Annotated in this window: 20 protein-coding genes and 1 riboswitch; of the genes, 7 read left to right on the top strand and 13 right to left on the bottom strand. The window is 66.6% G+C overall.

Annotated features, from left to right (window positions below; genetic code table 11):
- Positions 1-286 precede the first annotated feature (286 nt).
- The 4 genes from ASE30_RS22840 (at position 287) to ASE30_RS28655 (ending at position 5,599) form a co-directional block, all read left to right on the top strand.
- Positions 287-862, top strand: a complete 576-nt coding sequence (locus ASE30_RS22840) for a fimbrial protein (protein WP_156407737.1) — start codon at positions 287-289, stop codon at positions 860-862.
- A gap of 82 nt (positions 863-944) precedes the next feature.
- Positions 945-1,709, top strand: coding sequence for a molecular chaperone (locus ASE30_RS22835; RefSeq protein WP_057286553.1), 765 nt, complete (start codon positions 945-947; stop codon positions 1,707-1,709).
- Positions 1,710-1,799: 90 nt separating this feature from the next.
- Positions 1,800-4,409 carry a fimbria/pilus outer membrane usher protein gene (locus ASE30_RS22830; protein WP_057286552.1) on the top strand — a complete coding sequence of 870 codons (2,610 nt, stop codon included), beginning with the start codon at positions 1,800-1,802 and terminating at the stop codon, positions 4,407-4,409.
- The gene (locus tag ASE30_RS28655) at positions 4,406-5,599 is read left to right on the top strand and encodes a fimbrial protein (RefSeq protein WP_082601690.1); all 1,194 of its coding nucleotides are present in this window, start codon (positions 4,406-4,408) and stop codon (positions 5,597-5,599) included. The genes ASE30_RS22830 and ASE30_RS28655 overlap by 4 nt, the downstream gene beginning before the upstream one ends.
- Positions 5,600-5,606: 7 nt before the next feature.
- Here the strand turns inward: ASE30_RS28655 and ASE30_RS22815 are convergent, their stop codons facing one another.
- Positions 5,607-7,058, bottom strand: coding sequence for a sodium:solute symporter family protein (locus ASE30_RS22815; RefSeq protein ID WP_057286549.1), 1,452 nt, complete (start codon positions 7,056-7,058; stop codon positions 5,607-5,609).
- Between the two features lie 103 nt (positions 7,059-7,161).
- Positions 7,162-7,268, bottom strand: a riboswitch (TPP riboswitch).
- A gap of 198 nt (positions 7,269-7,466) precedes the next feature.
- Between ASE30_RS22815 and ASE30_RS22810 the strand changes: the two genes are divergently transcribed.
- Complete coding sequence (locus ASE30_RS22810) at positions 7,467-8,753, top strand: LLM class flavin-dependent oxidoreductase (RefSeq protein ID WP_057286633.1); 1,287 nt, start codon at positions 7,467-7,469, stop codon at positions 8,751-8,753.
- Between the two features lie 34 nt (positions 8,754-8,787).
- On the opposite strand, the gene ASE30_RS22805 is transcribed toward ASE30_RS22810, so the two are convergent.
- The gene (locus ASE30_RS22805; RefSeq protein WP_057286548.1) at positions 8,788-9,006 is read right to left on the bottom strand and encodes a hypothetical protein; all 219 of its coding nucleotides are present in this window, start codon (positions 9,004-9,006) and stop codon (positions 8,788-8,790) included.
- Positions 9,007-9,339: 333 nt separating this feature from the next.
- Here ASE30_RS22805 and ASE30_RS22800 point away from each other — a divergent pair, with 333 nt between their 5' ends.
- Complete coding sequence (locus tag ASE30_RS22800; RefSeq protein ID WP_057286547.1) at positions 9,340-9,975, top strand: TetR/AcrR family transcriptional regulator; 636 nt, start codon at positions 9,340-9,342, stop codon at positions 9,973-9,975.
- A gap of 3 nt (positions 9,976-9,978) precedes the next feature.
- Here ASE30_RS22800 and ASE30_RS22795 read toward each other — a convergent pair whose 3' ends face one another.
- The 3 genes from ASE30_RS22795 to ASE30_RS22785 form a co-directional block, all read right to left on the bottom strand.
- Positions 9,979-10,662, bottom strand: a complete 684-nt coding sequence (locus ASE30_RS22795; protein WP_057286546.1) for a MarC family NAAT transporter — start codon at positions 10,660-10,662, stop codon at positions 9,979-9,981.
- A 173-nt stretch (positions 10,663-10,835) separates the two neighbouring features.
- A complete protein-coding gene (locus ASE30_RS22790) occupies positions 10,836-12,278 on the bottom strand; it encodes an amidase (RefSeq protein ID WP_057286545.1) in 1,443 nt (480 codons plus the stop codon).
- Entirely contained in the window at positions 12,275-13,624 is a 1,350-nt protein-coding gene (locus ASE30_RS22785; protein WP_057286544.1) for an MFS transporter, read from the bottom strand. Before ASE30_RS22785 ends, ASE30_RS22790 begins: the two co-directional genes overlap by 4 nt.
- Positions 13,625-13,765: 141 nt before the next feature.
- Here ASE30_RS22785 and ASE30_RS22780 point away from each other — a divergent pair, with 141 nt between their 5' ends.
- On the top strand, positions 13,766-14,806 hold the full coding sequence (locus ASE30_RS22780; RefSeq protein WP_057286543.1) for a LacI family DNA-binding transcriptional regulator: 1,041 nt from the start codon (positions 13,766-13,768) through the stop codon (positions 14,804-14,806).
- A 12-nt stretch (positions 14,807-14,818) separates the two neighbouring features.
- Here the strand turns inward: ASE30_RS22780 and ASE30_RS22775 are convergent, their stop codons facing one another.
- The 8 genes from ASE30_RS22775 to ASE30_RS22740 are packed head-to-tail and all read right to left on the bottom strand — an operon-like array spanning position 14,819 to position 22,622.
- Positions 14,819-15,808, bottom strand: a complete 990-nt coding sequence (locus tag ASE30_RS22775) for an ABC transporter ATP-binding protein (RefSeq protein ID WP_057286542.1) — start codon at positions 15,806-15,808, stop codon at positions 14,819-14,821.
- Positions 15,805-16,812 (bottom strand): ABC transporter ATP-binding protein, encoded by a 1,008-nt coding sequence (locus ASE30_RS22770; RefSeq protein WP_057286541.1) that lies wholly within the window; start codon positions 16,810-16,812, stop codon positions 15,805-15,807. Before ASE30_RS22770 ends, ASE30_RS22775 begins: the two co-directional genes overlap by 4 nt.
- Entirely contained in the window at positions 16,809-17,681 is an 873-nt protein-coding gene (locus ASE30_RS22765) for an ABC transporter permease (RefSeq protein WP_057286540.1), read from the bottom strand. The genes ASE30_RS22770 and ASE30_RS22765 overlap by 4 nt, the downstream gene beginning before the upstream one ends.
- Entirely contained in the window at positions 17,678-18,619 is a 942-nt protein-coding gene (locus ASE30_RS22760) for an ABC transporter permease (protein ID WP_057286539.1), read from the bottom strand. Before ASE30_RS22760 ends, ASE30_RS22765 begins: the two co-directional genes overlap by 4 nt.
- Entirely contained in the window at positions 18,616-19,827 is a 1,212-nt protein-coding gene (locus tag ASE30_RS22755) for an FAD-binding oxidoreductase (protein WP_082601689.1), read from the bottom strand. The genes ASE30_RS22760 and ASE30_RS22755 overlap by 4 nt, the downstream gene beginning before the upstream one ends.
- The gene (locus ASE30_RS22750) at positions 19,824-21,221 is read right to left on the bottom strand and encodes an NAD(P)/FAD-dependent oxidoreductase (RefSeq protein WP_057286538.1); all 1,398 of its coding nucleotides are present in this window, start codon (positions 21,219-21,221) and stop codon (positions 19,824-19,826) included. The genes ASE30_RS22755 and ASE30_RS22750 overlap by 4 nt, the downstream gene beginning before the upstream one ends.
- Positions 21,218-21,514, bottom strand: a complete 297-nt coding sequence (locus ASE30_RS22745) for a (2Fe-2S)-binding protein (protein WP_057286537.1) — start codon at positions 21,512-21,514, stop codon at positions 21,218-21,220. The genes ASE30_RS22750 and ASE30_RS22745 overlap by 4 nt, the downstream gene beginning before the upstream one ends.
- Positions 21,495-22,622, bottom strand: coding sequence for an FAD-binding oxidoreductase (locus ASE30_RS22740; RefSeq protein WP_200964465.1), 1,128 nt, complete (start codon positions 22,620-22,622; stop codon positions 21,495-21,497). The genes ASE30_RS22745 and ASE30_RS22740 overlap by 20 nt, the downstream gene beginning before the upstream one ends.
- Positions 22,623-22,650: the final 28 nt, after the last annotated feature.

The following is a 22,650-nucleotide window of genomic DNA, read 5'->3' as shown; positions in this document are numbered from 1 at the left end:
ATTGCTCCACCTTTGCGGAAAGCAGCACTAGCCGCTTACAACGCATCGCCATCGCGCCCTTGCTCGCCACTTCCCCTTCACTCAGTCCTATACAACGCGTCCCTGTAACGCGTCACCCGCATGCGCGCCATTTTTAAGAATTTTACTATTCTTCGCGCATACGAATAGACACAAACTCCCCTGCATGCACGTATCAATTGCATACCGAGAATAACGGAGCACTGCACCGGGAATCGGGAATGTCATTTCTGTTATTCGTTTCATACTCAATCAATAGCGAATAAACATGAAACCAATCTCTTTGAAAATCGCATTTCTTTCAGGTCTGATGCTGACGACGGGTGCGCTGGCGGCGCCGACGGAAGGCGCGAGGGGCGTCATTCATTTCACCGGAGATATCAGCAACGACGCGTGCGAAGTGACGGGCCCCGGCATGACCAGCAAGGGCGTCTTTAATTACAACATGGGCACCGTTTCGAAGATGGCACTGGGAAGTGAAGCCGCCCCGGCCACGAGCACAACCAATCTTCCAACCCGGCCGGTCACCGTCGATCTGACGCTGCAATGCGCGGCCGGCACCAGTGTCACCCTTGAGCTCACGGCAGGCATAACCAGCGGCAAAGGCGCCGGCCTGGATGGCCTTGCCCAGGGCGCGCAGATCACCTTGACGCGCCCCGGGCAGAACACGCCCTTGGACCTGACTTCGCCCACCGACAGGACTTTTGTCGCCAACCTGGACAGTTCGGGCAAGACAAGTTTGCAGTTCCTGGCCTATTACACGACCCAAGTCGGCGTATCCCCTGCGGCAGTGGATCCCGGAAGCGCAAATGCAACGGTGAATTACACGCTGATGTACGAATAAGTGAACACCTCAAATCCACCGGATACCAGAAAGGGCTGTCCCGCGTCCGGTGGAGGCACTTATATGTCGGGGGAAAGAGGTCATGACTCTGCGCAGAACAATCGCCGCCCTGTTTGCGGCAACCGCTATGCTGCACACCCATGCTGATGCCGCCATTTCCTTGAATCGCACCCGGGTTGTATTCGACGGAAAATATAAAGAAGCCAATATCACCGTGCGCAATTCCGGGGGAAATATATTGGTTCAGTCCTGGGTCGATGCGCTTGACGCCAGTGGCGCCAACGAAGTCCCGTTCGTCGTCACGCCGCCTTTGGCAAAAATGTCGGCCAACCAACAACAATTATTAAGAATAATCCACGCCGGCGGGGACACCATGCCCGCCGACAGGGAGTCCGTGTTTTGGCTGAACGTGCAGGAAATCCCGGAGATGTCCGATCTGGACAATGCCCTGCAGATCTCGATCCGCCAACGTATCAAAGTCTTCTTTCGGCCATCCGGACTGACCGGCGATCCGCTGCAAGCTCCTTCGGCGCTGCAATGGAAACTGGAGAAGAACAACGGCAACCCCGCGCTGCAGGTCAGGAATCCCGGCGTGTATCACGTTTCGATCAGTGGGATCACGTTGCGGATTCTGGGAAGGACCGAGGCGGTGAAGCACTCGTCGATGGTTGCTCCGGGGCAAACGCTTTATTTCCCTGTCGCCAGGTTCGATCCGGCGGAGCAGGCGACGTTGCGATTCGAGAGCATCAATGATTACGGCGGCAAGGACGGGTACGCCGCGCAACTCAACGCCAGCGCGGCCGTGCGCGCCCAGGCGCTGACACGTGAAGCGAAGTCTACCCCCTGAGCCACGGGCCGGAGGAAACACTCTCCTGCCGAGGCCATCGTCATGCCCATGACCAGGGGTAGCTCCTGATGCAGCGCCAGAGGCGATGACATGCGTACGTTCGTCAAGCTCAAGCCTGTCCGCTTATTTTGCGCCTGCTACGGCCTGTCATTGAGCGGCATGGCGCTTTCCGCGGACGGCGACGCCGGGGAACCCGACGCCGCATCCGCCCGCCCGCTTATCGCCGCAATACCAAAGCCGAAAACAACGAGATACAACCTGGGTCTTTTGCAGGGCGGCGGCAAAACGCTGGATGTGCAGTCGCTATTAGGCGACAACAGCGCCATGCCGGGATCCTATCGCTCGGATATCTATGTCAATCAACACCTCGCGGGCCGACACGACGTCGAGTTGGTAATGAACCCCAGCGGAGACGTGGAACCCTGTTTGCCTCTGGATCTGCTGGAACTGGCGGGCGTCGACATGGCGAAGATCAAACCGGGGGAAAACCTGCACGGTCCGCCCCACGTGTACCCAAACATGCACCCCGCCGCGCAACCGTGTTATTCCCTGCCGGCGCTGATCGATCAGGCGACGGCCAACTATGACCCCCAACGCTTGCGCCTGGATTTGAGCGTGCCGCACGCGTCGATGAGCCGAGGACAGCGAGGCTATGTGGACCCGTCGGCGTGGGATGCTGGAATACCGGTCGGATTCGTCAACTACAGCTTCAACACGCGCTACGACCGAGGCGCCAGCCTGAATACCAGGTATTCCAATCTGGGGCTCAGGAATGGCGTGAACATTGGCGGGTGGCGCTTTCGGAATGAGTCGAACCTGAATAACGGCAGCCGCTATGCCACGTCGTTCACCAGCAACAACACTTATGCGCAACACGATATCACCGTGCTGAAGAGCCAATTTTGGGCAGGCGACACCTATACCCTTTCGCCGATCCACGACAGCGTTCGATTCCGCGGCATACAACTGGTGTCCGACGAGGGAATGCGCCCGGATAGCGAGCGGGGCTACGCACCGGTGGTCCGAGGCATCGCCGAAACCAATGCCACCGTGGAGATTCGGCAGAACAATTTTTTGATCTATACGGCCAACGTGGCGCCGGGCCCATTTGAAATCTCGGATCTGTCTCCGTCCGGCTCGAACAGCGACCTGGACATCACGATCATCGAAGCCGATGGACGCCGCCGAGTCAGCCGCCAAGCCTTTTCCAGCCCTCCGCTGATGGTGCGCGAAGGCCGTTTGTTGCACAGCCTGGCGATGGGGCAGTTCAGAAGCGGATATGCCGGGCTTCGGACCCCGGCGTTCGCCAGCGGTTCACTCTTGTACGGGCTGACCAATAACCTTACCGTGGTCGGCGGTTTTGAGTCGGCACGCGGCTACTCGGCGCTGACAGTGGGCGCCGGTATAAATTCCAGCATGGGCGCCCTGTCCGCCGATCTTACCCATGCGTCAAGCCGGGTCAATGGCGCGAACAGCTCCGGCAAAGTAGTGCGGCTCCGATACGGCAAATTCCTGGAGGGGTCCGCCACCAACGTGAGCATCAGCGCCACCCGCGCCCTGCAGCCGGCTTATCGCAGCCTGACCGACCACGTCCAGGAATTGAGCGGCATGCCCCCCTATTCGCAGCCGCGTTCGCGTGTCGATCTCTCCCTTAGCCAACAACTGGGCGCGAACGCAAGGTACGGAAATCTCTTCCTTACCGGAAGCGATCAGCGATATTGGAACGGCAGTAATTCCCAGAGCGTGACGGCGGGCTATAGCGGCTATATCGGGAAGGTCTCGTACAGCTTGGGCGTGTCTCACGCGCGGAATCTGGATACCGGCACATGGTTTGGCAATAGCAACATCCGGCAGAACAGCACGCTCGTGTCGTTCAATATGTCGTTCCCGCTAGGGACCACGCCCACCGCCCCCCGCGCCATGGTCAGCGCCACCCACCAGGGCAATGGCAGATACACGGCACAAACCGGCCTGTACGGAAATATCGGCGACGACCGCGACCTGGCGTATTCGCTGCAGGCAGGCCGCGACAACACGGGCAGGAATTTCGGATCGGCCGCGCTCAACGCGAACACTTCGGTCGCGAATGTGGGAGGCGGGCTCAGTTTCAGCCCTGGTTATCAGTCTGCCAATTTCAGCGCCTACGGCTCCCTGGTGGCGCACGCCGGCGGCGTCAACGTGGGCCAGCCCCTGGGAGAGACGTTTGCGTTGATCCAGATCGATCCACCCGTACCGGGCATCAAACTGGACAATTATGCAGGCGCATCCACCGGCTACAACGGCTATGCCGTCATGCCTTATGCGACGCCCTACAAGACAAACTGGATTGGGCTGGATACGCGCGAACGCGGAAGTGAAATCGAGCTTGAAAATGGCATGCAGCAAGTGGTCCCGCGACGAGGCGCGGTCCCGCTCGTGGTGTTCCGCGGCGTGACCGGCAGACGGGTCCAATTCCAACTGGCGACCGACACGGGCGCGCCCCTGCCTTTTGGCACGGTACTGGAGAACGAGTCCGGAGATCGGTTGGGCATCTCCGATCCCACTGGCCGGGCGCTCGTGCTGTTGGCCAAGGACAGCGGAAACTTGACCATGCGTTGGGACGAGCGCCAGTGTTCCGCTGCCTACTTGCTGCCGCCGAAGCAAGAAAACGAAAACTACTTGCGCCTCGGGCTGCAGTGCGGAATGGAATCGGAAAAATGAGCGCCCATCCCCACCGTCACGCGGAAACGCGCATGCCGCCGGAAAGCCCAGCCCGGCGCCGGCTGCTGCGCGGCGCGTTTTTATGTCTTGCGGCGCTGATTCCGATCGCGATTTCCGTGACCGCGAACGCCGCGGTCAGAGATTGTTCGGGTGCGTTTCCGGCCGTATGGAGTTCATCCGTGCCTTGGGCGCCGATAGTGCCATCGGGGCCTATCAAAAACGGCGATGCCGTCGCCAGGCAAGAGGGAACGCTTAACCTGACGTTCACGGTCACAAGCTCGGACAGTTTGAATTTGCAGGGTTCGTTTCCCAACAACCATTCGTACAATCAAGAACACAAGGCGGCATTGCTGACATCCATTCCTGGCGCCGGGATACGCGTCACCGTTGCGCGTTGGTCCTATGATGGCCAGGTGTATGGGGTAAGCGGAGGAGGATTCATCTCTGGAAGCGGGGCGACACTGGCGCGGATTCCAGTCACCACGCCGCGAGTGCCCCGAATTGTAAGAATCGCCTTGATATTTGAAATCGTCGTTATCAATGCCGCGGCCTACAAAGGCGGTACGTTGGGTAGCCTCGATGGCATGACAAGCATCGGAATCTACTTCAATTCCGACCCTGAAGGCGGGGACTGCAACCTAAGAACCATCGTGTATCCGGCCGTCAATCTGCCGGGAGGCCCCCCTCCCGTCATTCCTCCGCCTCCCGCCCCCACCTGCACGTTTTCCACTGCAACATTGAATCAAAGCGTCGGGCTCAATCCCGTCAGCGTCAGCAGGGTCGCTTATGACCATTCGCCGCGAGAAGCCGGCATGGTGGGCGAAAAGCCATTTTCCATCAGCGCCACGCAATGCGACAAGGATGCGAAATTCCGCATTTACTTCACGGACAATTCAAATCAGGGCAACACCACCCAGACATTGGGTCAAAACCCCGCTAGCCCCAGCGTGAACCAAGTCGGAATCCGTCTTTATTTTGACGGTCAATCCACGCCCATGACGTTCGGCCCGGCCCCGACCGATGCATCGTCAGGCCTGAATTACGTCGAGCTTTCGGCCGGCAATATCGAAGGCGCCAGCATTACCGCGCCGTTCACCGCGCAGTACGTCATGAAGGCTGGCGTTTCCAATAGCCAACTCACGGCAGGCCGCGTGCAGGCGGAAGCGACGGTGACCATCGTCTACCCTTGATAGGCGATCAAACCGTCTCGCGGTCCAGCCTGCGCACGGCGGCGCTCAGGGTCGAGAAATCGAATTCCTTGCGGCGGCGCCTCAGGCAGCGGATCAGCACGGTTGTCGCGACCGGCACCAAAGCCGCCAGCAGGAACGATTCAAGCAGGTAGGTGGGCTTGTCGCCCGGCGCGGGGAAGAAGAACAGGCCGGCCACCAGCCCCGCGACCGTCGAGGCGGTGGCGGTGAAGCCGTCGTGCTTGCGGCTGAACAGGCCATAGAACACCGGGAAGGCCGCCGCCGAGCAAAGCAGGTCCGCCAGCAGGAACAGGTACAGCACGCTGTAGCCTTGCGACGCCACGATCATGACGGGAATCGCCATCAGCAGCACCAGCCAGCGCGCCAGCCGCTTCATGGTCAAGGCCCCCGCGTTGGGCATCAGACGGCGCAGGTCGACCGCGATCAGGCTGGATACGGCGCTGATCGCCGTGTCCGCCGTGCTCATGACCAGCGACAGTCCCAACGGGATCAGGGCGATGACGAACCACGCGGGCGCATGGGGCATGATGACGCTGAACAGCGCGATGGAACTATCGCCTTCCGGCGCGAGGCCCACGAAAGCCAGGCCAAAGAGGCCCATCAGGAAAATGAACGGCGCCACCAGCACGCCGCCCAGCAGGAAGCCGTTGCGCATCGTGCGCGCGTCGCGCGCGGCATAGATGCGCTGCCAGTTGCCCTGGTGAAAGATGCCGGTCAGCAGGATCGCCACAAAGAACGTCAGCCCTGCCTTCACGCCCACCGGGTCGGTCACGTCCAGAAGCTGCGGGGCCTTGGCCCGCAGCGCTTCGATGGTGGGCAACGCGCCCCCCGCCGACTGCCAGCCGACGACGCACAGCACCACCAGCAGGGGCACGATCACCATCATCTGCACCTGGTCGGTGAAGATCGACGAGCGCAGCCCGCCGTAGGTGGTGTAGAGCAAGGTTGTACCCATCACGATGGCCGCGGTGGCCCACAGGGGCACGGGCGCCAGCATCGCGACCAGTTTGGAGATGGCCGTCACTTCCGCCGACAAGGCAATGAACAGGTAAAACAGCATGATGAAGAGCGCAAGCCCGTACATGGGCCTGCCGTAGCGCGCCATCAGGAATTCCGTCAGCGTGTGGCCATGCGGAATCAGTTCGCGCATGCGCCGTCCCAGCGGGATCATGACCAGGCGCGGCGACATCGATCCGAGCGCATAGCCGATCACCGCGGCCAGGCCGCCCCAGGTTGCCGCCTGCGCGGGCGAGAACAGGATCCAGGCGCCGAGCGTGGACGCCATCAGGGTCAGGATGGTGCCGAAGGAACCCTGGCTGTTGCGCGCCACGATGTAGTCCTCCAGCGTGCTCCGCTTGCGCCGCGTGTACAGCACGCTGGCCACGGCGAAACCGCCGGAAAACAGCAGCAGCCACATCAGGGCGGTGGATTGGGTCAGCATGAAGATCGGTCCTCCCGCGGCTGGCCTGCGGCCGCGCGCGCAACGCAGCGGCCCGCCGATAGCCGGAGGCCGCAAGATGGATGAAAGTCTAGGGAGGGCGCGCGAGACAGGCGTTGTCCTTCCCTTCGCCGGCATTACCCGGATCAGGTTCAAAGGGTTACCGCGGCGACGCGGAATCTCAGCCCATGCAGGGCTCCCCCAGGAATAGGCGCAAGATTAGGAGAGCGGCGCGGCAATGTCAACGCGCGCGGGAGCGCCGCCGCGGATCCGCCCCCGGGTTTTATGCTAAGTTCGCCCGCTTGCGGCACCCGTTGGCGTGCCTGATGATGGAACCGACGAGCCCGACATGCCTGTAGCCCCCCTCGCCCCCTCATGCGGCCCGATCGTCCGCGCGGAGCGCTGATCGCCATGATGCACCTGAACCTGTTCATTTTCGGCTGCGGCCACCACCGCGCCGCCTGGCGCCATCCGGACTCGGCCGCCGAGCGCCTGGGCGACATCGGCTACTACGAAAGCCTGGCCCGCACCGCCGAACGCGGCAAGCTCGACGCCATCTTCTTTGCCGACGGCCAATCCATGGACAACATCGGCGACGGGCCGCGCTGGTATCTGGAACCGCTGACCACCATGGCCGCGATCGCGCGCGCCACCACCCATATCGGCCTGATCAGCACCGTATCCAGCACCTTCTTCACCCCCTTTCATGCCGCGCGCATGGTCGCGTCGCTGGACCATATCTCGGGCGGGCGCATGGGCTGGAACGTGGTGACGTCAATGTTCGACGCCGAGGCGCGCAACCATGGCTACGAGGCCATGCCCGGGCACGAATGGCGCTACGCCCGCGCCGAGGAGTTCGTGGATGTCGCGCTGCGGCTGTTCGACTCGTGGGAAGACAACGCGCTGGCCGTGGACCGCAAGGGGTTCTACGGCGTGCCGGACCGCTTGCACAAGATCGGCCACCATGGCGAACACTTTCTGGTGGACGGCCCGCTGACGGTGCCGCGGCCCCCGCAAGGCCATCCCGTGCTGTTCCAGGCCGGCGCTTCGGACCAGGGCCGCGACCTGGCGGCGCGGCGCGCCGAGGCTATCTACGCGGTGGCCTACGACCTGCCCGCGGCGCAGTCCTACTATCGCGACATCAAGCAGCGCGTGCGTGCCGCGGGGCGGGACGCATTCGTCCCCATCATGCCCGGGCTTGTCACCTACGTAGGCTCAACGGTCGCGGAAGCCCGCGCCAAGCAACGCGAACTGGACGAACTGCTGCCCAGCGACGCATCGCTGCGCCAGTTGGGCACCTTTGTGCTGCAGGACTGCTCCGGCTGGGAGCTGGACGCGCCCGTGCCTTCCTTGCCGCCCTTGGCCGCGTTCACGGGCCCCAAGGGCCGGTACGCGACCATTCTGCGCATCATCGAAACCGAGCAGCCCACGGTGCGCCAGCTACTGGGCCGGCTGGCGGCGGGCGGCGGGCATTGCACAATGGTCGGCACGCCCGAGCAGATCGCCGATCAGATGGAGCATTGGTTCAAGAACGAAGGCGCGGACGGCTTCAACCTGATGCCGCCGTCGCTGCCGGGCGGCATCGACGACTTCGTGGAACAGGTGATTCCCGTGCTGCAACGGCGCGGACTGTTCCGCACGGAATACCAGCACAGCACCTTGCGCGGCCACCTGGGGCTGGAAAGACCGGGCCGCTGAACGCCCGCTGATGCCGCGCGTCAAGCGCCGGGATTCAGCCGGCCAGCGTGGCGGGCTCGTGCTGTTTGCCGCCGGAAGATGCCTTGATTGCGGACGATGCCTTGATGGCGGGCGATGCCTTGACGGCGGGCGCCGGTTTGCGGGCCCGCGTTGCGAACCAGTCATACAGCAGCACGCCAGGCTGCCGCACCAGGGCCATGCACAGCCCCCCTGCCGCCAGGGAAATCAGAATCGTGAGCAGTCCGGACGTCATGGCGCCCTCTTCGGCGCGCCAGCGCGGCGGTGGGCCACATGCTTGCCGCATGGCAAGGACATCCGGGGCGGGGCGCAAAGGAATGCGGGCGGATATGCCAGGGAAGGCGCCAGCGGGGAGTCGGGGGTCGCCCCGATGCGCGGCTGAATCCGGTAGTCGGTCATAGCGTCTTACGCAAAAACCAAACGCGGGGCTCAAGGCTTGGGTGGCCCGGCGCTTAGTATTCAAAAACAGAATAGTCAATCATGTAATGTACTCTACATTACAGTTCTGCGGCGGGCTACATTGTCTGAATTGAAAAACCCGCAATAAGAGCAAGAACGGAGAGCCCAGGTGAACGATCCCATCGAATCGACGCCGCGCGCCCTGACGAACAAGGGCGAGGCCCGGCGGCTGCGCCTGATCGAAGCGGCCACGCGGTCGCTGCTGGAACGCGGTTACGCGCAAACCTCCATCCACCGCATCGTCCGGGAAGCGGGCGGTTCGGCGGCCACCGCCTATCAATTGTTCGGCAACAAGGAAGGCCTGCTGGCCGCGGTGCTGCAGCACGAACTGGACAATATGCGGGCGGTGGTGTTCGCGGGCACCTGTCCCAGGCAGCCGGTCGGTCCCGCCCTGCATGACCTGGCCGTGCGACTGCTGACCTATGCCGTCCAGCCCAAATCCGTCGCCCTGCACCGCCTGCTGGTGGCGGAATGCCATCGCATGCCGTTGCTGGCCGCGTCGCTGCAGCAGGCGGTGGACACGCAGGTGCACGGACCGCTGGAGCAATGCCTGCGGCAGGCCTGCGAACGCGGCGAACTCAAGATCGACGACCTGCGCCAGGCGGCGTTGACGCTGGGCAACCTGATCAACGGCATCGCATTCCACGCGCGGCTGATCGGCGGCTATGCAGGCGGCCCGCCGGCCGAGCATCTGGCCACCTGCCGCTATGGCGTCGACATGCTGCTGCACGCCTACGGGGCGTAGCGGTCAGACAGCGGGATACTTGCTGATGATTTCCAGCACGCCGTTGATGACGAACTGCACGCCCATGCACACCAGCAGGAAGCCCATCACGCGCGAGATGGCCTCGACGCCGCTTTTGCCGATCACCGCCACGATGCGGCCAGCCCAATGCAGGCAGATCCAGAACAGCAGGCCCAGTAGCGAGAACACGACGATCGGGGTCAAGGCAACCACCCAGGGCGCGTAGTCCGGCTTGATGGCCGTATCCATCGACGCCGCGCCGCTGATGATCATCGCGATCGTTCCCGGCCCCGCCGTGCCGGGCAGCGCCAGTGGCACGAAGGCGATGTTGGGAATCAGGCGATCCTGGGCGTCGGCCGCCGCCTCCGCTTCGAGCGCGCGGGGCTGATCCGTTGGAAACAGCATGCTGAACCCGATGCTGACCACGATCAGCCCGCCCGCGATGCGCAGCCCCGGAATGGATATGCCGAAGGTGTGCATGAGCAACGCCCCCGCGTAGTACGTCACCACCATGATGCCGACTACGTAAAACGCCGCCTGCGTCACCTGGCGTTGGCGTTCCTTGTAGGGAATCTGCTGGCCCAGCGACAACAGCAGCGTCATGGAGGTCAGAGGATTGGCCAGCGGCAGCATCAGCGCCAGCCCCAGGCTGATCAGCTTGCCGAATTGGATCAATTCGTCGGTCATGGCGGCTCACTAAAAGTCGTTGCGGCAGGCGCGGGTATGGTGCGTGCCCGCCCGGCGTACCGGCCGGGCGCGCAATCTACTCTACCTTACCCAGCTTTCGCGTCCTTCGCGCCGGCCGCAGCGCCTGCGCGCCAGGGCCCGCCTGTCCGCCGGTGGACGGGTCGGCAGACCCGTCATTCGCGGGGCGCCTGCCAGCGGCTGGCGGCCAGCGCCAGCAGGGCTTCGTCGGCGCCCGCCGCGGCCACGAGCTGCAGCCCCACCGGCAGGCCGTTCACCCATCCGGCCGGCAGGCTGATCGCCGGCAGACCCAGCACGTTCCATGGGTTGGTCAGGCCCAGCAGGGTCTCGCGGACACCGGCGCTGCCCGGTCCGGCCACGCTGCGCTGCTGCAATGCGGGCGCGGTGATGGCGACGGTTGGCAAGGCCAGGACATCGACGTCCTGGAACAGCCGCGCGAATTCGGCTTGCAGGCGCGCCCTTTCCTTCAGGGCGCGCACATATTCCCACCCTTGCACGCCGCGCGACGCCCGCAGGCGTTCCAGCACTTCCGGGTCGAATTTTTCAGGCTGGTCTTCGACGCGCTCGGCGTGCACCTCGTAGGCTTCGGCGCGCTGGATGGCGCCCAGCGCGGTCTGCAACGCGCGGGCGTGGCGCGTTACTTCCGGCGCCTCGCGCAGCGGGCCGCCGGCCAGGCGTTGCGCCGCTGCGCGCACGCACGCCGTAACGGCGGGGTCGTTGATGGCGAATGGGGCGTTGGGCACCCAGGCCACGCGCGGGCCCTCCGAGCCGCCCGTCGAGTTGCTCGTCGAGTTGCTCGTCGAGTTGCCCGTCGTGCCGCCCGTGGAGCCCCCCGCGCTGGCCATGGCGATGGCTCCCCCGCTCAGAGCCTGCATGAACAGCTGCGCGTCTTCGACGCAATTGGCCAGCACGCCGGGATCTTCCAGCGTGGGGGACAGCGGGAACACGCCCGCATCCGACACGCGGCCATGCGTGGGCTTGAAGCCGACCAGGCCGCACAGCGCGGACGGCACGCGCACGGAGCCGCCGGTGTCGGTGCCCAGCGCAACCGGCACCATGCCCGACGCCACCGCGGCCGCGCTGCCCGCGCTGGACCCGCCCGTGATCTGGCTGGTGCGCCACGGGTTGCGGGCCGCGCCCTGCACGCTGCGGTCGCCGGTGGGGCCGTACGCGAATTCGTGGGTGAGAGTCTTGCCGACGACGATGGCGCCGGCTTCACGCAGCAACGCCACGCAGTGCGCATCCGCCCGCGGCCGGTGCCCCAGAAAGTGCGCCGCGCCCATGGTGGTGGGCATGTCGGCCGTATCCACGTTGTCCTTGATGGCGACCGGAATGCCATGCAAGGGGCCTCTGACCTTGCCTTGCGCGCGTTCGGCGTCGCGCTCGCGCGCCGTGGCCAGCGCGGCGTCGATATCGACATGGACGAAGGCGTTGAGTTGCGGGTCGAGCCGTTCGATGGCGGCGCCCGCGTGGCGCACCAGATCCTGCGCGGTAAGGCCCCCTTCGGCCATGGCCTGCTGCAATTCTGGGATGCCGCGGCCACGGAAGAATCCGGGCTCCACGGCCAGCGGGGGAACGGACGTACTGCGTTCGGTCATTTGGCGGCTCCAGGTTGCAGCGCCGGGCGGGCGGGCACGCGGGGCCCGACGCCAGGACGCACCTGAAGCATAGCGAACATGCCGACCGCGGTGGCGACCGACGCGGCGATGAACATCACCGAATAGCCGTGGCGCGCGGTCAGGTAGCCGGTCAGCGTGGGCGCCAGGATGGACGCGATGTTGGCAAAGAAGTGCATCAGGCCGCTGAAGGTGCCGACGCGGCTGGAAGGCGCGGTGTCGATCACCACGGCCCAGTAGACCGAGTTGGGCAAGGCGTTCAACGCGTTGGCAAGCGTCATCAGGGCGATCACGGCGAACACCGACTGCGCCTGCGAGACCAGCAGGAAGCACAGCGTGGTGGCCAGCAGGCACGCGGCGGCGAACCAGCTCCGGGCGATCTTCAGGCTGCCCGTGCGCTTGAACAGCAAGTCCGAGATGCGGCCGCCAAGCAGCACCGTGAAGCAGGCGCCGATCCACGGGATCATGCCCATGTACCAGAGCGACGACAGGCTGTAGCCGAAGTTGTCCTGCAGGTACTTGGGCGTCCAGGTCAGCAGCAGGAAGTTCACGTACATGAACGAGAAGTAGCCCAGCGTGTTCAGCACCAGCGTCTTGCTGCGGAAAAAGCTCCACCAGGGCAGCACGGGCGCGCCGGGTGCGTCGGCCGCCGTGGCCGCCAGGGCGCGCGAAGCCTGGATCTCGGCCAGTTCCTGGGGAGAAACGCGGGGGTTGGTCTCCGGGCGGTCGGTGAAGATCCGCATGAAGAACACCAGCACGACCAGGCCCGCGCCGCCCAGGACGAAGAACATGGCGCGCCAGCTATCGGTGAGCGTCAGCAGGCCCACGGCCACCGGCGCCGTCAGCAAAGCGCCCAGCGGCGTGCTCAACAGGCCGAACCCGACCACGAAACCGCGCTCGCGGGTGGTGGCCCAGTTGGCGATGGTCTTGTTGATGATGGAGTATGCCGGCCCTTCGGCCGCGCCGAACAGGATGCGGATGGTGGCAAAGCCCGCCAGCGCGGACCCGCCCAGGAAAGCCAGGCCGAAATCGCCCGCCCAGGCGGTGGCGATCTCGAACAGCGACCACGTGACGCCGGCCACGATCCAGACCTTGCGCGGACCGTAGCGGTCGGACAGCATGCCGCCGAACAGCGCGCCGACCATGTAGCCGTAGCCGAAGTAACCCAGCACCGAACCCCATTCGCCTCGGTCCAGGCCGTATTCGCCGGTGATGTGGGCGGCGGCATAGGACATGGCGCCGCGGTCGATGTAGTTGATCAGCGCCAGCAGCACGACCATGGTGAAGATCCGGTACCGGAACCGGGAATTCTGGCTTTCAGTTGTCATTGCGTTTCGATCCAGTCGGTTTACCCAAACGTTTGGGTTGCGCAATGCTAAGGGGTTCGAACGCAAAAATCGATTCGGTGTAAACCCTAGGTTGCCTGGATATGCCCTGCCGCGCTATTTCCGCGTGTATCCTCCAGCCCCATGAATAAATCGCGCCCAGTCACCCTGCAAAGCCTGGCGCGGCAGCTCGGTTTGAACGTTTCCACCGTGTCCCGGGTCCTCAACGGTTCCGCAGACGATGCGCGTGGCGCCGCGGCGCCGGACACCGTGAAACGCATCCGGGCGCTAGCCGCCGAATTGCAGTATCAGACTAACCCTCATGCCGCCAGCCTGAAGACGCGCCGCAGCCGCACGATCGGCGTGCTGGTGCCCCGCCTGTCCGACATGGTGCTGGCCACCATCTACGAAGGCATCGACGAAGCCGCGGCCGAACACGGCTACCTGACCTTCGTGTCCAACACGCAGGACGTGCCCGAAAAGCAGCGCAAGCTCATCGAGATGGCGCTGGCGCGGCGCGTGGATGGCCTGATCCTTGGCGACGCCCACAGCGGGGCGGCCGACGCACCGCCCAACCCGCTGTTGGCCGAACTGGCGCGGCGCGACGTGCCTTTCGTGCTGGTCAGCCGGCATGCGGACACGCATTGCGCCGTGACGTGCGACGACCTGGAGGGCGGCCGGCTGGCGGCAGAGCATCTGCTGGACATGGGCCATCGGCGCATCGCCGTGATGGTGGGCGAGCCGTTCGCCAGCACCGGCCGCGACCGCTCCGAAGGATTCTTCGCTTATTGCGCGCGGTATGGCGTGGACGTTCCGCCGCAGTGGCGCATCGAAAGCCCCTTTGACACGGATGCCGGCCGCGCGGTGGGCGCGCGGCTGCTGCAAGGCGCCGACCGCCCTACCGCCATCTTTGCCGTCAACGACTTCCTGGCCGTCGGCGTGATGGGCGCGGCGCGCGACCAGGGACTGGAGGCGGGGCGCGACGTCGCCATCGTGGGCTACAACGACACGCCGCTGGCGGGCGCCCTGCCCATCGGCCTGACAACCATCCGCTCGCCCATGCATCAGATGGGACGGCTGGGGCTGGAACTGCTGCTGCAGAAAATCGCTGGCGGCCAACCGCAGGGCCAGCGCCTCGCGCCGGCCCTGGTGGTGCGCGACAGCAGCAACCGCCGCATCGCGTAGGGCCGCTTGGCGCTACGCCGGCGCCAACGCTTCCGCGGCCAAGGGGTGAAAGCAGGCCGCCGATCGTCCGCCGTCCCTGTCCGCCAGCGGCGGCACGCTTGCCCTGCAATCCGCTTGCGCCCGCGCGCAGCGCGGGTGGAAGGTGCAGCCGGGCGGCAGATGCGTCGGCGCCGGGATTTCCCCTTCGATCTTCGACAGCCGGATGCGCGCTTGCGGGTCCGGCACCGGCGATGAATCGCGCAGCACGCGGCTGTACGGATGCAGCGGCTGGTCCAGCACCCGCGCGGTCGGGCCGCGTTCGATGATCCGGCCCAGGTACATGACGCAGACCGTATCGCAGAAGTGCCGCACCACGCCCAGGTCGTGGGAGACGAAGACGAATGACAGGCCGCGGTCGCGCTTCAGGCGGTCCATCAGTTGCAGGATCTGCGCCTGCACCGACACGTCCAGCGCCGACACCGGCTCATCGGCCACGATCAGTTCCGGATCCAGCACCAGCGCGCGCGCGATGCCGATGCGCTGGCGCTGCCCGCCCGAGAACTCATGCGGATAGCGGTCCAGCGCGGACAGCGGCAGGCCGACCTCGGTGATGGCCTGCTCCACCTTGGCGGCGATCTGGCGCGCATCGCCCTGCTTGTGCACGAAAAGCGGCTCGGCCAGCGCCTGGCGCACCGTGCGGCGCGGGTTGAGCGACGCGTAGGGATCCTGGAACACGATCTGGATGCGCCGTCGCAGCGCGCGCAGGGCGCCGGCGCCCGCCCGCCGGAGGTCCTGGCCGTCGAAAAGAATGCTGCCCTCGTCCGGTTCGATCAGGCGCAGGAGCGTCCGCGCCACGGTGGACTTGCCGCAGCCGGATTCCCCCACCAGCCCCAGCGATTGCCCGCGCGCCACGCTGAACGACACGTCGTTCACGGCCCGCACGATCTGTTTTTCTCCGCCCAGCCAGCCGCCGCCGCTCTCAAAGCGCTTGACCAGGTTGCGGACTTGCAGAAGGTCGCTCATGCCTTGTCCCCTTGGGGTTCGGCGCGCACCACGCAGCGCACCTGATGCGACTCGCCTATCCTGGCCAGCGCGGGCCGCGCCGTCTCGCAACGCGCCTCTTTCAGCCCGCAGCGCGGCGCGAAGGCGCAGCCCGGGGGCATCGCGGTAATGGCCGGCACGCCGCCGGGAATGGATTCCAGCACGGCGGTGTCGGCGTCCACGCGTGGCATCGCGCGCAACAGCGCCTCGGTGTATGGGTGCGCGGGCCGCGCGAACAGCGTCTCCACGTCCGCGGTTTCGACCACTTCGCCCGCATACATGACCGCCACGCGGTCCGCGATCTGCGCCACCACGCCCAGATTGTGCGTGATGAAGAGCACCGCCATGCCATGCGCGGCCTTCAGTTCCGACAGCAGGCTGAGGATCTGCGCCTGGATGGTGACGTCCAGCGCGGTCGTGGGCTCGTCGGCCAGCAGCACGCGGGGCTTGCAGGCCAGCGCCATCGCGATCATGACGCGCTGGCGCATACCGCCCGAGAACTGATGCGGATAGTCATCGAAGCGCCGGGCCGCCGCGGGGATCTTCACCTCCTCCAGCACCTCCAGCGCCAGCCGGCGGGCCTCGCTCCACGACAGCCGGCGATGCTGGCGGATGGCCTCGGCGATCTGGTCGCCCACGGTCATGGTGGGATTCAGCGAGGTCATGGGCTCCTGGAAAATCATCGCGATGGACTCGCCGCGCAGCTTCATCATCTGCTTTTCGGACAGCGGCGCCAGGTCGACACCATCCAGCAGAATCTGCCCGCCGCCGTGGCGGGCGCCGGCCTCTGGCAGCAGGCGCAATACGGATAGCGCGGTCACGCTCTTGCCGCTGCCGGATTCGCCGACGACGGCCAGCGTCTCGTTGCGCGCCACCTGGAGCGAGACGTCGCGCACCGCGGCGTGCCAGGCGCCGCCGATACGGAACTCGGTGCGCAGGCCGCGCAGTTCCAGCACGGGGGATTGGGAGTTCGGTTGGGGATTCATGAGCGCTCCGATCGCAGCTTGGGATCGATGGCGTCGCGCAAGGCGTCGCCCAGCAGATTCAGCGCCAGCACCGTCAGCAGGATGGCGACGCTGGGAAACACCGTCAGCCACCAGGCGTCCAGGATGTTCTCGAAGCCTTCGCGGATCATGCTGCCCCAGGTCGCGGCCGGCGGCGGCACGCCCAGGCCGATGAAGCTCAGCGAGGCCTCGGTGCGGATGGCGGACGCCATCCACAGCGATCCCAGCACCACCACGTCCGACACCATGTTCGGCAGGATATGCACGCCCATCAGGCGCATCGGGCCATATCCCAGCGCCCTGCCCGCTTCCACGAAGTCGCGCTGCTTCAGGGCGATGGTGGGCGCGCGCGCCACCCGCACAAAGGGCGCGATCTCGGTGATGGCGATCGCGATGATCAGGTTTTCCAGGCTGGCGCCCAGCATGGCGGCCACCATCAGCCCCAGCAGCAGCGTGGGAAAGGACAGCAGCACGTCGACCAGGCCCATGATGAGCTGGTCGAGCAGTCCGCCCACGTAGCCCGCCAGGATACCCAGCGCCGACCCGATGCACATGGCGATCAGGATGGCGACGAAGCCCACCAGCAGGGACACGCGGGCGCCGTAGATCAGGCGCGACAGCACGTCGCGTCCATAGCTGTCGGTGCCCAGCCAGAACTCCGCGGACGGCGGCTCCAGGCGGTAGGCGATGTTCTGCTGCAGCGGATCGTGCGGGGCCAGCCAGGGCGCCAGCACGGCGGCCAGCACGATCAGCATCAGCAGGCCGATGCCGATCCAGGACAGGCGGTTCCGGGACAGGGCCTGCCACAAGGCGTTGGGGCGGACGGAAGATACGGCGGCGACGGCGCTCATTTGTATTTCACCCTAGGATCGACCAGCCCATACGCCAGGTCGGTCAGCAGATTGACGACGATCACACACGACGCGAACACCACCATCAGCCCCTGCAGCAGCGTGTAGTCGCGGCTGTTGAGCGCGCCCAGGATCAGCTTGCCCAGGCCGGGCCGGTTGAAGACGATCTCGGTCAGCACCGAGTTGCCGATCAGCGTGCCGAAGTACAGGCCCACCACGGTCACGATCGGAATCAGCGCATTGCGCAGGCCGTGGCGCAGGATCAGCCGCAGCGGCCGCACGCCCTTGGCGCGCGCCGTGCGCACGTAGTCTTCTCCCATCACCCCCAGCATCGACGAACGCGTGACCCGCATGACATAGGCCATCATGATCAGCCCCAGATTGAAGGCGGGCAGCGCAAGGCTGCGCAACTGCGTTGCCCAGTCGCCCGATCCGGTGGCGCCGATCACCGGGAACCAGCGGAGCTGGATCGCGAACACCAGCAGCATCAGGATGGCCGACACGAATGCCGGGAACGACAGGCCCGTCAGGGACAGCAGCCGGCCCAGGTAGTCGGGCCAGGCATTGCGCCGCAGCGCCGCCCAGATGCCCATGGGCAGCCCGAACACCACGCCGATCACGATGGCGGCGGCCGTCAGTTGCAGGGTCCAGGGCAGCACCAGCGCCACTTCCTGCAGCACGGTCCGGCCGCTGGCCATGGACACGCCGAAGTCACCGGTCAGCATGTCGCCCAGAAAGCGCAGATACTGCACGTGGGTCGGCAGGTCCAGCCCCAGGCGCAGGCGCAGCGCAGCCAGCGCCTCGGCGCTGGCCTGGTCGCCCAGCATGACGGCGGCGGGATCGCCCGGCACCAGGCGCACCAGGATGAACACCGCGGTCAGCATGGCGAGCAAGGTGGGAATGGCCAGCAGCAGGCGCTTGATGGCATAGCGCGTCATGACGATTGCTCCGGTGGAGAGGGGTCGGCGGCCGTTGCCGCGTTGGCGGACGCCGCCGCGGACGATGGCTCGCCGGGCGTTGCCGCGCCAGCGGGCCGCATCAGCCGCCGCGCCTGCAGATTTTCGATGGCGCGGCGGGTCTCTCCGCGCATCACCAGGTCCGTCAGCGCCGCGCCCACCACGGGCACCAGTTCGAAGCCATGGCCCGAGAACCCGAACGCATGGAACACGCCCGGCGCATTGGGCGACGGGCCGACGACAGGCAGCATGTCGTCCGTCTTGGCCTCCAGGCCGGCCCACACCCGCACGATGCGTATGTCGCGCACGGCCGGGAACAGGTCGGTGGCCGCGTGCGCGCCCTTGGCCAGCACGCGCATGCGGGCCGTCGAAGTCTCGCGGTCCAGGTCGGGGATGCCCTGCAGGCCGCCTCCGATCACCAGCGTGCCCTGGTCCGATTGCTTGAACGACAGCGACCGGCCCATGATGGCGACGACCGGCTTGATGAACGGGCGCAACCGTTCGCTGACCATCATCATCGATGACTTGGTCGCCAGCGGAATATCGTCGCCCACCATGGCCGCGATGCGCGCGGACCAGGCGCCGGCCGCGTTGATCACAAAGGGCGCGGTCCAGGCGCCCGCGTCGGTCAGCGCGCGCCAGTCCTGGCCCGCGCGTTCCAGCCCGTTGACGCCGCAGTGCTCGACGATGGTCACGCCCGCGGCCTCGGCGCTGTGGCGGAACGCGCGCAAGGCGCGGTGGGGGTCGGCCGCGCCGTCGCGCCGCGCGATCGACGCGCCCAGGCAGTGGTGGCTCAGTTCCGGCAGCAGGCGCCGCAGCTCGTCCGGGCCGATCAGTTCCTCATGCGTGTAGCCGCTGGCGCGCAGGCCGCTCACGCGGGCTTCCAGCGCGGCCAGCGCGGCCGGCGTCTCGGCCACGCAGATCTGCCCGTTCGCATGAAAACCGCAGTCGTCGCCCACCAGCGAGCGCATGTCATGCCACATGTCCATGGCTTCCAGCGACAGGTCCAGTTCGCCCAGGTCGCGGTTCAGCGTGCGCACGCCCGCCGCCGTGGCGCCCGACGCGTGCCGGCCGACCCAATGGCGTTCGATCACCACGACCCGCTTGCCCTGGCGCGCCACCTGCAACGCCGCCGACAGGCCATGCAGTCCGCCGCCGATCACGATCACATCGCAACTGCGCCCGCTCATGTCTTTTCTTCCTCGATGTCCAGCGACGCCAGTTCGCCCAGGGTCAGGGGCTTGAGCGGCGGACGGATGCGGTAGAAGCCCACTTCCGCCACCGGACGCTTTTGTTCGGCGGCGAGGATATGCGCCACCGTGTAGCCGCACTGGCGGCCCTGGCACGGCCCCATGCCGGCGCGCGTATACGATTTGATCTGGTTGGGGCCGGGCTGGCCGATGGCGGCCGCCTTGCGGATGTCGCCCGCCGTCAGTTCCTCGCAGCGGCAGACGATGGTGTCGTCCGGCGGCGAAAAGATGCCCTCGCGCGGCGGATACAGGGCATCCAGCATGGGACGCAGGCGCAGCAGCCCGGCCAGTTTTTCGCGCAGCGGCGCGGCCAGCGCCGCCGCCGCATGTTGCGTGAGAAGCCCGGCGCGCCGGGCGATGCCGACCGCGACTAGCTCGCCGCGCACGCAGGCGGCTTGCGCGCCGCCGATCCCGGCGCCGTCGCCCGCCACGTACACGCCCTGCCGGCTGGTCTGGCCCCATTCGTCCAGGTCCGGCGCCAGGCAGGCCTGCCGCGGGTTCCAGGTGTGATCGCATTCCAGCGCGCGGGTCATGTGGATGGACGGCACCACGCCTTCGTGCGACAGCAGCACGCGGGCCGGCGCGCGCGCGGTGCTGCCGCCCGCCGTGTATTCGACTTCCTGCAAGCGGCCGTCGCCCAGCGCGCGCACGCTCGTCACGCCGCGTACCCGTTTGACGCCCGCGGCCTTGATCTCCCGCAGCCACGCCAGCCCCTTGGATACGTCGCCCCATCCCGCCAGCGCCGCCCCGGCCCAAGGCAGGGCCCGGCGCCAGCCGCCCGGCGGCGAGGTGTCCAGCCAGCCCGCGATCTTGCCGCCCGCGCGCAAGAGCTGCGCCATGTACAGCAGCGGCAAGGGGCCGCTGCCCGCCACCCACACCGGTTCGGACGGCACCTGGCGCGAGGTCTTCAGCAGGATCTGCGCCGCGCCCACGGTCAATACGCCCGGCAGGGTCCAGCCCGGGAATGGCGCGGGCCGTTCCTGCGCGCCCAGCGCCAGCACGACGTGCTTGGCGCGCACCGCCTCGGCCTGGCCGTCGCGCGTCATGTAGACATGCCAGCCGGGCTCGATCTGCCAGACCTGGGTCTGCGGCTGATAAGACGCGCCGCATTCGCGAAAGCGTCCGGCCAGCTCCGCCCCCGCGCGGTACTCCGCGCCCAGCAGCTTGCCGGTGGGCGTGGCCGCCACGGCCTCGACCGCGCGCCAGATCTGGCCGCCCGGCGCGGGCTGCTCGTCCACGACCAGCACCGACAGGCCCTGGCCGCGCAGGCCGATGGCCGCGCTCATGCCGGCGGGGCCCGCGCCGATCACCACGACATCGAATTCGCGCTTCATGGCATCACGCTCCGGCGGCCCATCTGGCGTTCCACGCGCATCCCTTCGCGCACCGTGGTCAGGCAGGTCTGGGTAGAGGCCACGCCATCCACGATGGCCAGGCAGTCGAAGCACACGCCCATCATGCAGTAAGGCGCGCGCGGGCTTTCATGCACCGGCGTGGTCCGGCTGGCCGGCTTGGGCTGGCGCAGCAGCACGGCCGCCACGGTTTCGCCGGCTTCGGCGCGGACGGACTCGCCGTCGATAGTGAGCGTCAGCGCGGGCGCGCCGGACTCATGCAGCTTTCGGAACATTGAAGCGCTCATGGTGAAAGGCATCCAGGGTGTCGGGCGGCGCGCCGCCGGCCAGTGCGCGGGCATAGGGCCCGGCATGGTACGAGGCCAGCGTCACGCCGGAATGGCAAAGCGCGATATCCGCGCCGGGGTGCAAAGGAGAACTTGCATAGATGGGGCAGCCGTCGGGCGTCATGATCCGCAGGCAGGACCACTGCCGCACCAGCCGCGCGCGCGCCAGGTCCGGCAGGATGCGCAAGGCGTTGCGCGTCATGCGCACGGCGGCGTTGGAAGTCGTGCCCAGGTCATAGCCGACCTCTTCCTGCGTCAGGCCCACCATGACGGTGCCCTCGCCGGTCTGGCGGATGCCGCTGGCGGGCAAGGGCAGCATCGGGGCCAGCCTTTCGGTGACCAGGATCTGCCCGCGCTGGGGCCGCAGCGGCACCTCCAGCCCGACCATCGCGCCCAGCGCGGCGGAACCCAGGCCGGCGGCGATGACCACGCGTTCGGCGCGCGCCGCATACGCCCCGGCGCCGACCACGAAACCGCCGCCAGGCAAGGCGTCGATGGCGGTGACGGCATGGCGGTTGAGCAGCGTTCCGCCTTGCCGCAGAAACGCGGTTTGCAGCGCGGCCAGCAGCCGCAGCGGATTGACGTGACCGTCCATCTCGCCCAGGCTCGCCCCCGCCACGCCATCGCCCAGGCGCATGGCCGGGAAGCGGCGTAGCAGCTCGCCGCGATCCAGCATGCGGGTACAGGGCGCCAGCTCGGGCGCCTGCGCATGCCAGGCGTCCAGGCGCGCGGCGCGCGCCGAGAGCTCGGCGTCGCTCATGCAGAAGTGCAGGCCGCCCTGGCGTTCGTAGGCCAGCGCCACGCCGCTGTCGGCCTGCAACCGCCGCGAGAATTCCGGCCAGGCCCGCACCGCCAGATTCGACAGGCGCTGATAGGCCGGATGGCCGTGGCCCTTGCCCTGCAGCCACACCAGCCCGAAGTTGGCCTTGGCCGCGCGGAAATCCGTGTCGGCGCCATCCAGCATCAGCACCCGGCGGCCCTGCCCCGCCAGCCCGTAGGCAATCGCGGCGCCCACCATGCCGGCGCCCGCCACGATGACGTCATAGTCCTGCGCCACGGCGGAACCTCCTTGTGCGAGCGCAGGC

Source organism: Achromobacter sp. Root83 (assembly GCF_001428845.1).
Classification (GTDB): domain Bacteria; phylum Pseudomonadota; class Gammaproteobacteria; order Burkholderiales; family Burkholderiaceae_B; genus Achromobacter.
This window is presented reverse-complemented; position numbering and strand designations above follow the sequence as displayed.

What these genes read in the sequence shown, in the direction of transcription:
- ASE30_RS22785 (WP_057286544.1), bottom strand. Translation starts at nt 13,624, where the DNA reads ATGACAACTGAAAGCCAGAATTCCCGGTTCCGGTACCGGATCTTCACC.
- ASE30_RS22770 (WP_057286541.1), bottom strand. Translation starts at nt 16,812, where the DNA reads ATGAATCCCCAACCGAACTCCCAATCCCCCGTGCTGGAACTGCGCGGC.
- ASE30_RS22840 (WP_156407737.1), top strand. Translation starts at nt 287, where the DNA reads ATGAAACCAATCTCTTTGAAAATCGCATTTCTTTCAGGTCTGATGCTG.
- ASE30_RS22795 (WP_057286546.1), bottom strand. Translation starts at nt 10,662, where the DNA reads ATGACCGACGAATTGATCCAATTCGGCAAGCTGATCAGCCTGGGGCTG.
- ASE30_RS22755 (WP_082601689.1), bottom strand. Translation starts at nt 19,827, where the DNA reads ATGAGCGGGCGCAGTTGCGATGTGATCGTGATCGGCGGCGGACTGCAT.
- ASE30_RS22830 (WP_057286552.1), top strand. Translation starts at nt 1,800, where the DNA reads ATGCGTACGTTCGTCAAGCTCAAGCCTGTCCGCTTATTTTGCGCCTGC.
- ASE30_RS22780 (WP_057286543.1), top strand. Translation starts at nt 13,766, where the DNA reads ATGAATAAATCGCGCCCAGTCACCCTGCAAAGCCTGGCGCGGCAGCTC.
- ASE30_RS22835 (WP_057286553.1), top strand. Translation starts at nt 945, where the DNA reads ATGACTCTGCGCAGAACAATCGCCGCCCTGTTTGCGGCAACCGCTATG.
- ASE30_RS22815 (WP_057286549.1), bottom strand. Translation starts at nt 7,058, where the DNA reads ATGCTGACCCAATCCACCGCCCTGATGTGGCTGCTGCTGTTTTCCGGC.
- ASE30_RS22765 (WP_057286540.1), bottom strand. Translation starts at nt 17,681, where the DNA reads ATGAGCGCCGTCGCCGCCGTATCTTCCGTCCGCCCCAACGCCTTGTGG.
- ASE30_RS22790 (WP_057286545.1), bottom strand. Translation starts at nt 12,278, where the DNA reads ATGACCGAACGCAGTACGTCCGTTCCCCCGCTGGCCGTGGAGCCCGGA.
- ASE30_RS22760 (WP_057286539.1), bottom strand. Translation starts at nt 18,619, where the DNA reads ATGACGCGCTATGCCATCAAGCGCCTGCTGCTGGCCATTCCCACCTTG.
- ASE30_RS22750 (WP_057286538.1), bottom strand. Translation starts at nt 21,221, where the DNA reads ATGAAGCGCGAATTCGATGTCGTGGTGATCGGCGCGGGCCCCGCCGGC.
- ASE30_RS22745 (WP_057286537.1), bottom strand. Translation starts at nt 21,514, where the DNA reads ATGTTCCGAAAGCTGCATGAGTCCGGCGCGCCCGCGCTGACGCTCACT.
- ASE30_RS28655 (WP_082601690.1), top strand. Translation starts at nt 4,406, where the DNA reads ATGAGCGCCCATCCCCACCGTCACGCGGAAACGCGCATGCCGCCGGAA.
- ASE30_RS22775 (WP_057286542.1), bottom strand. Translation starts at nt 15,808, where the DNA reads ATGAGCGACCTTCTGCAAGTCCGCAACCTGGTCAAGCGCTTTGAGAGC.
- ASE30_RS22805 (WP_057286548.1), bottom strand. Translation starts at nt 9,006, where the DNA reads ATGACGTCCGGACTGCTCACGATTCTGATTTCCCTGGCGGCAGGGGGG.
- ASE30_RS22810 (WP_057286633.1), top strand. Translation starts at nt 7,467, where the DNA reads ATGATGCACCTGAACCTGTTCATTTTCGGCTGCGGCCACCACCGCGCC.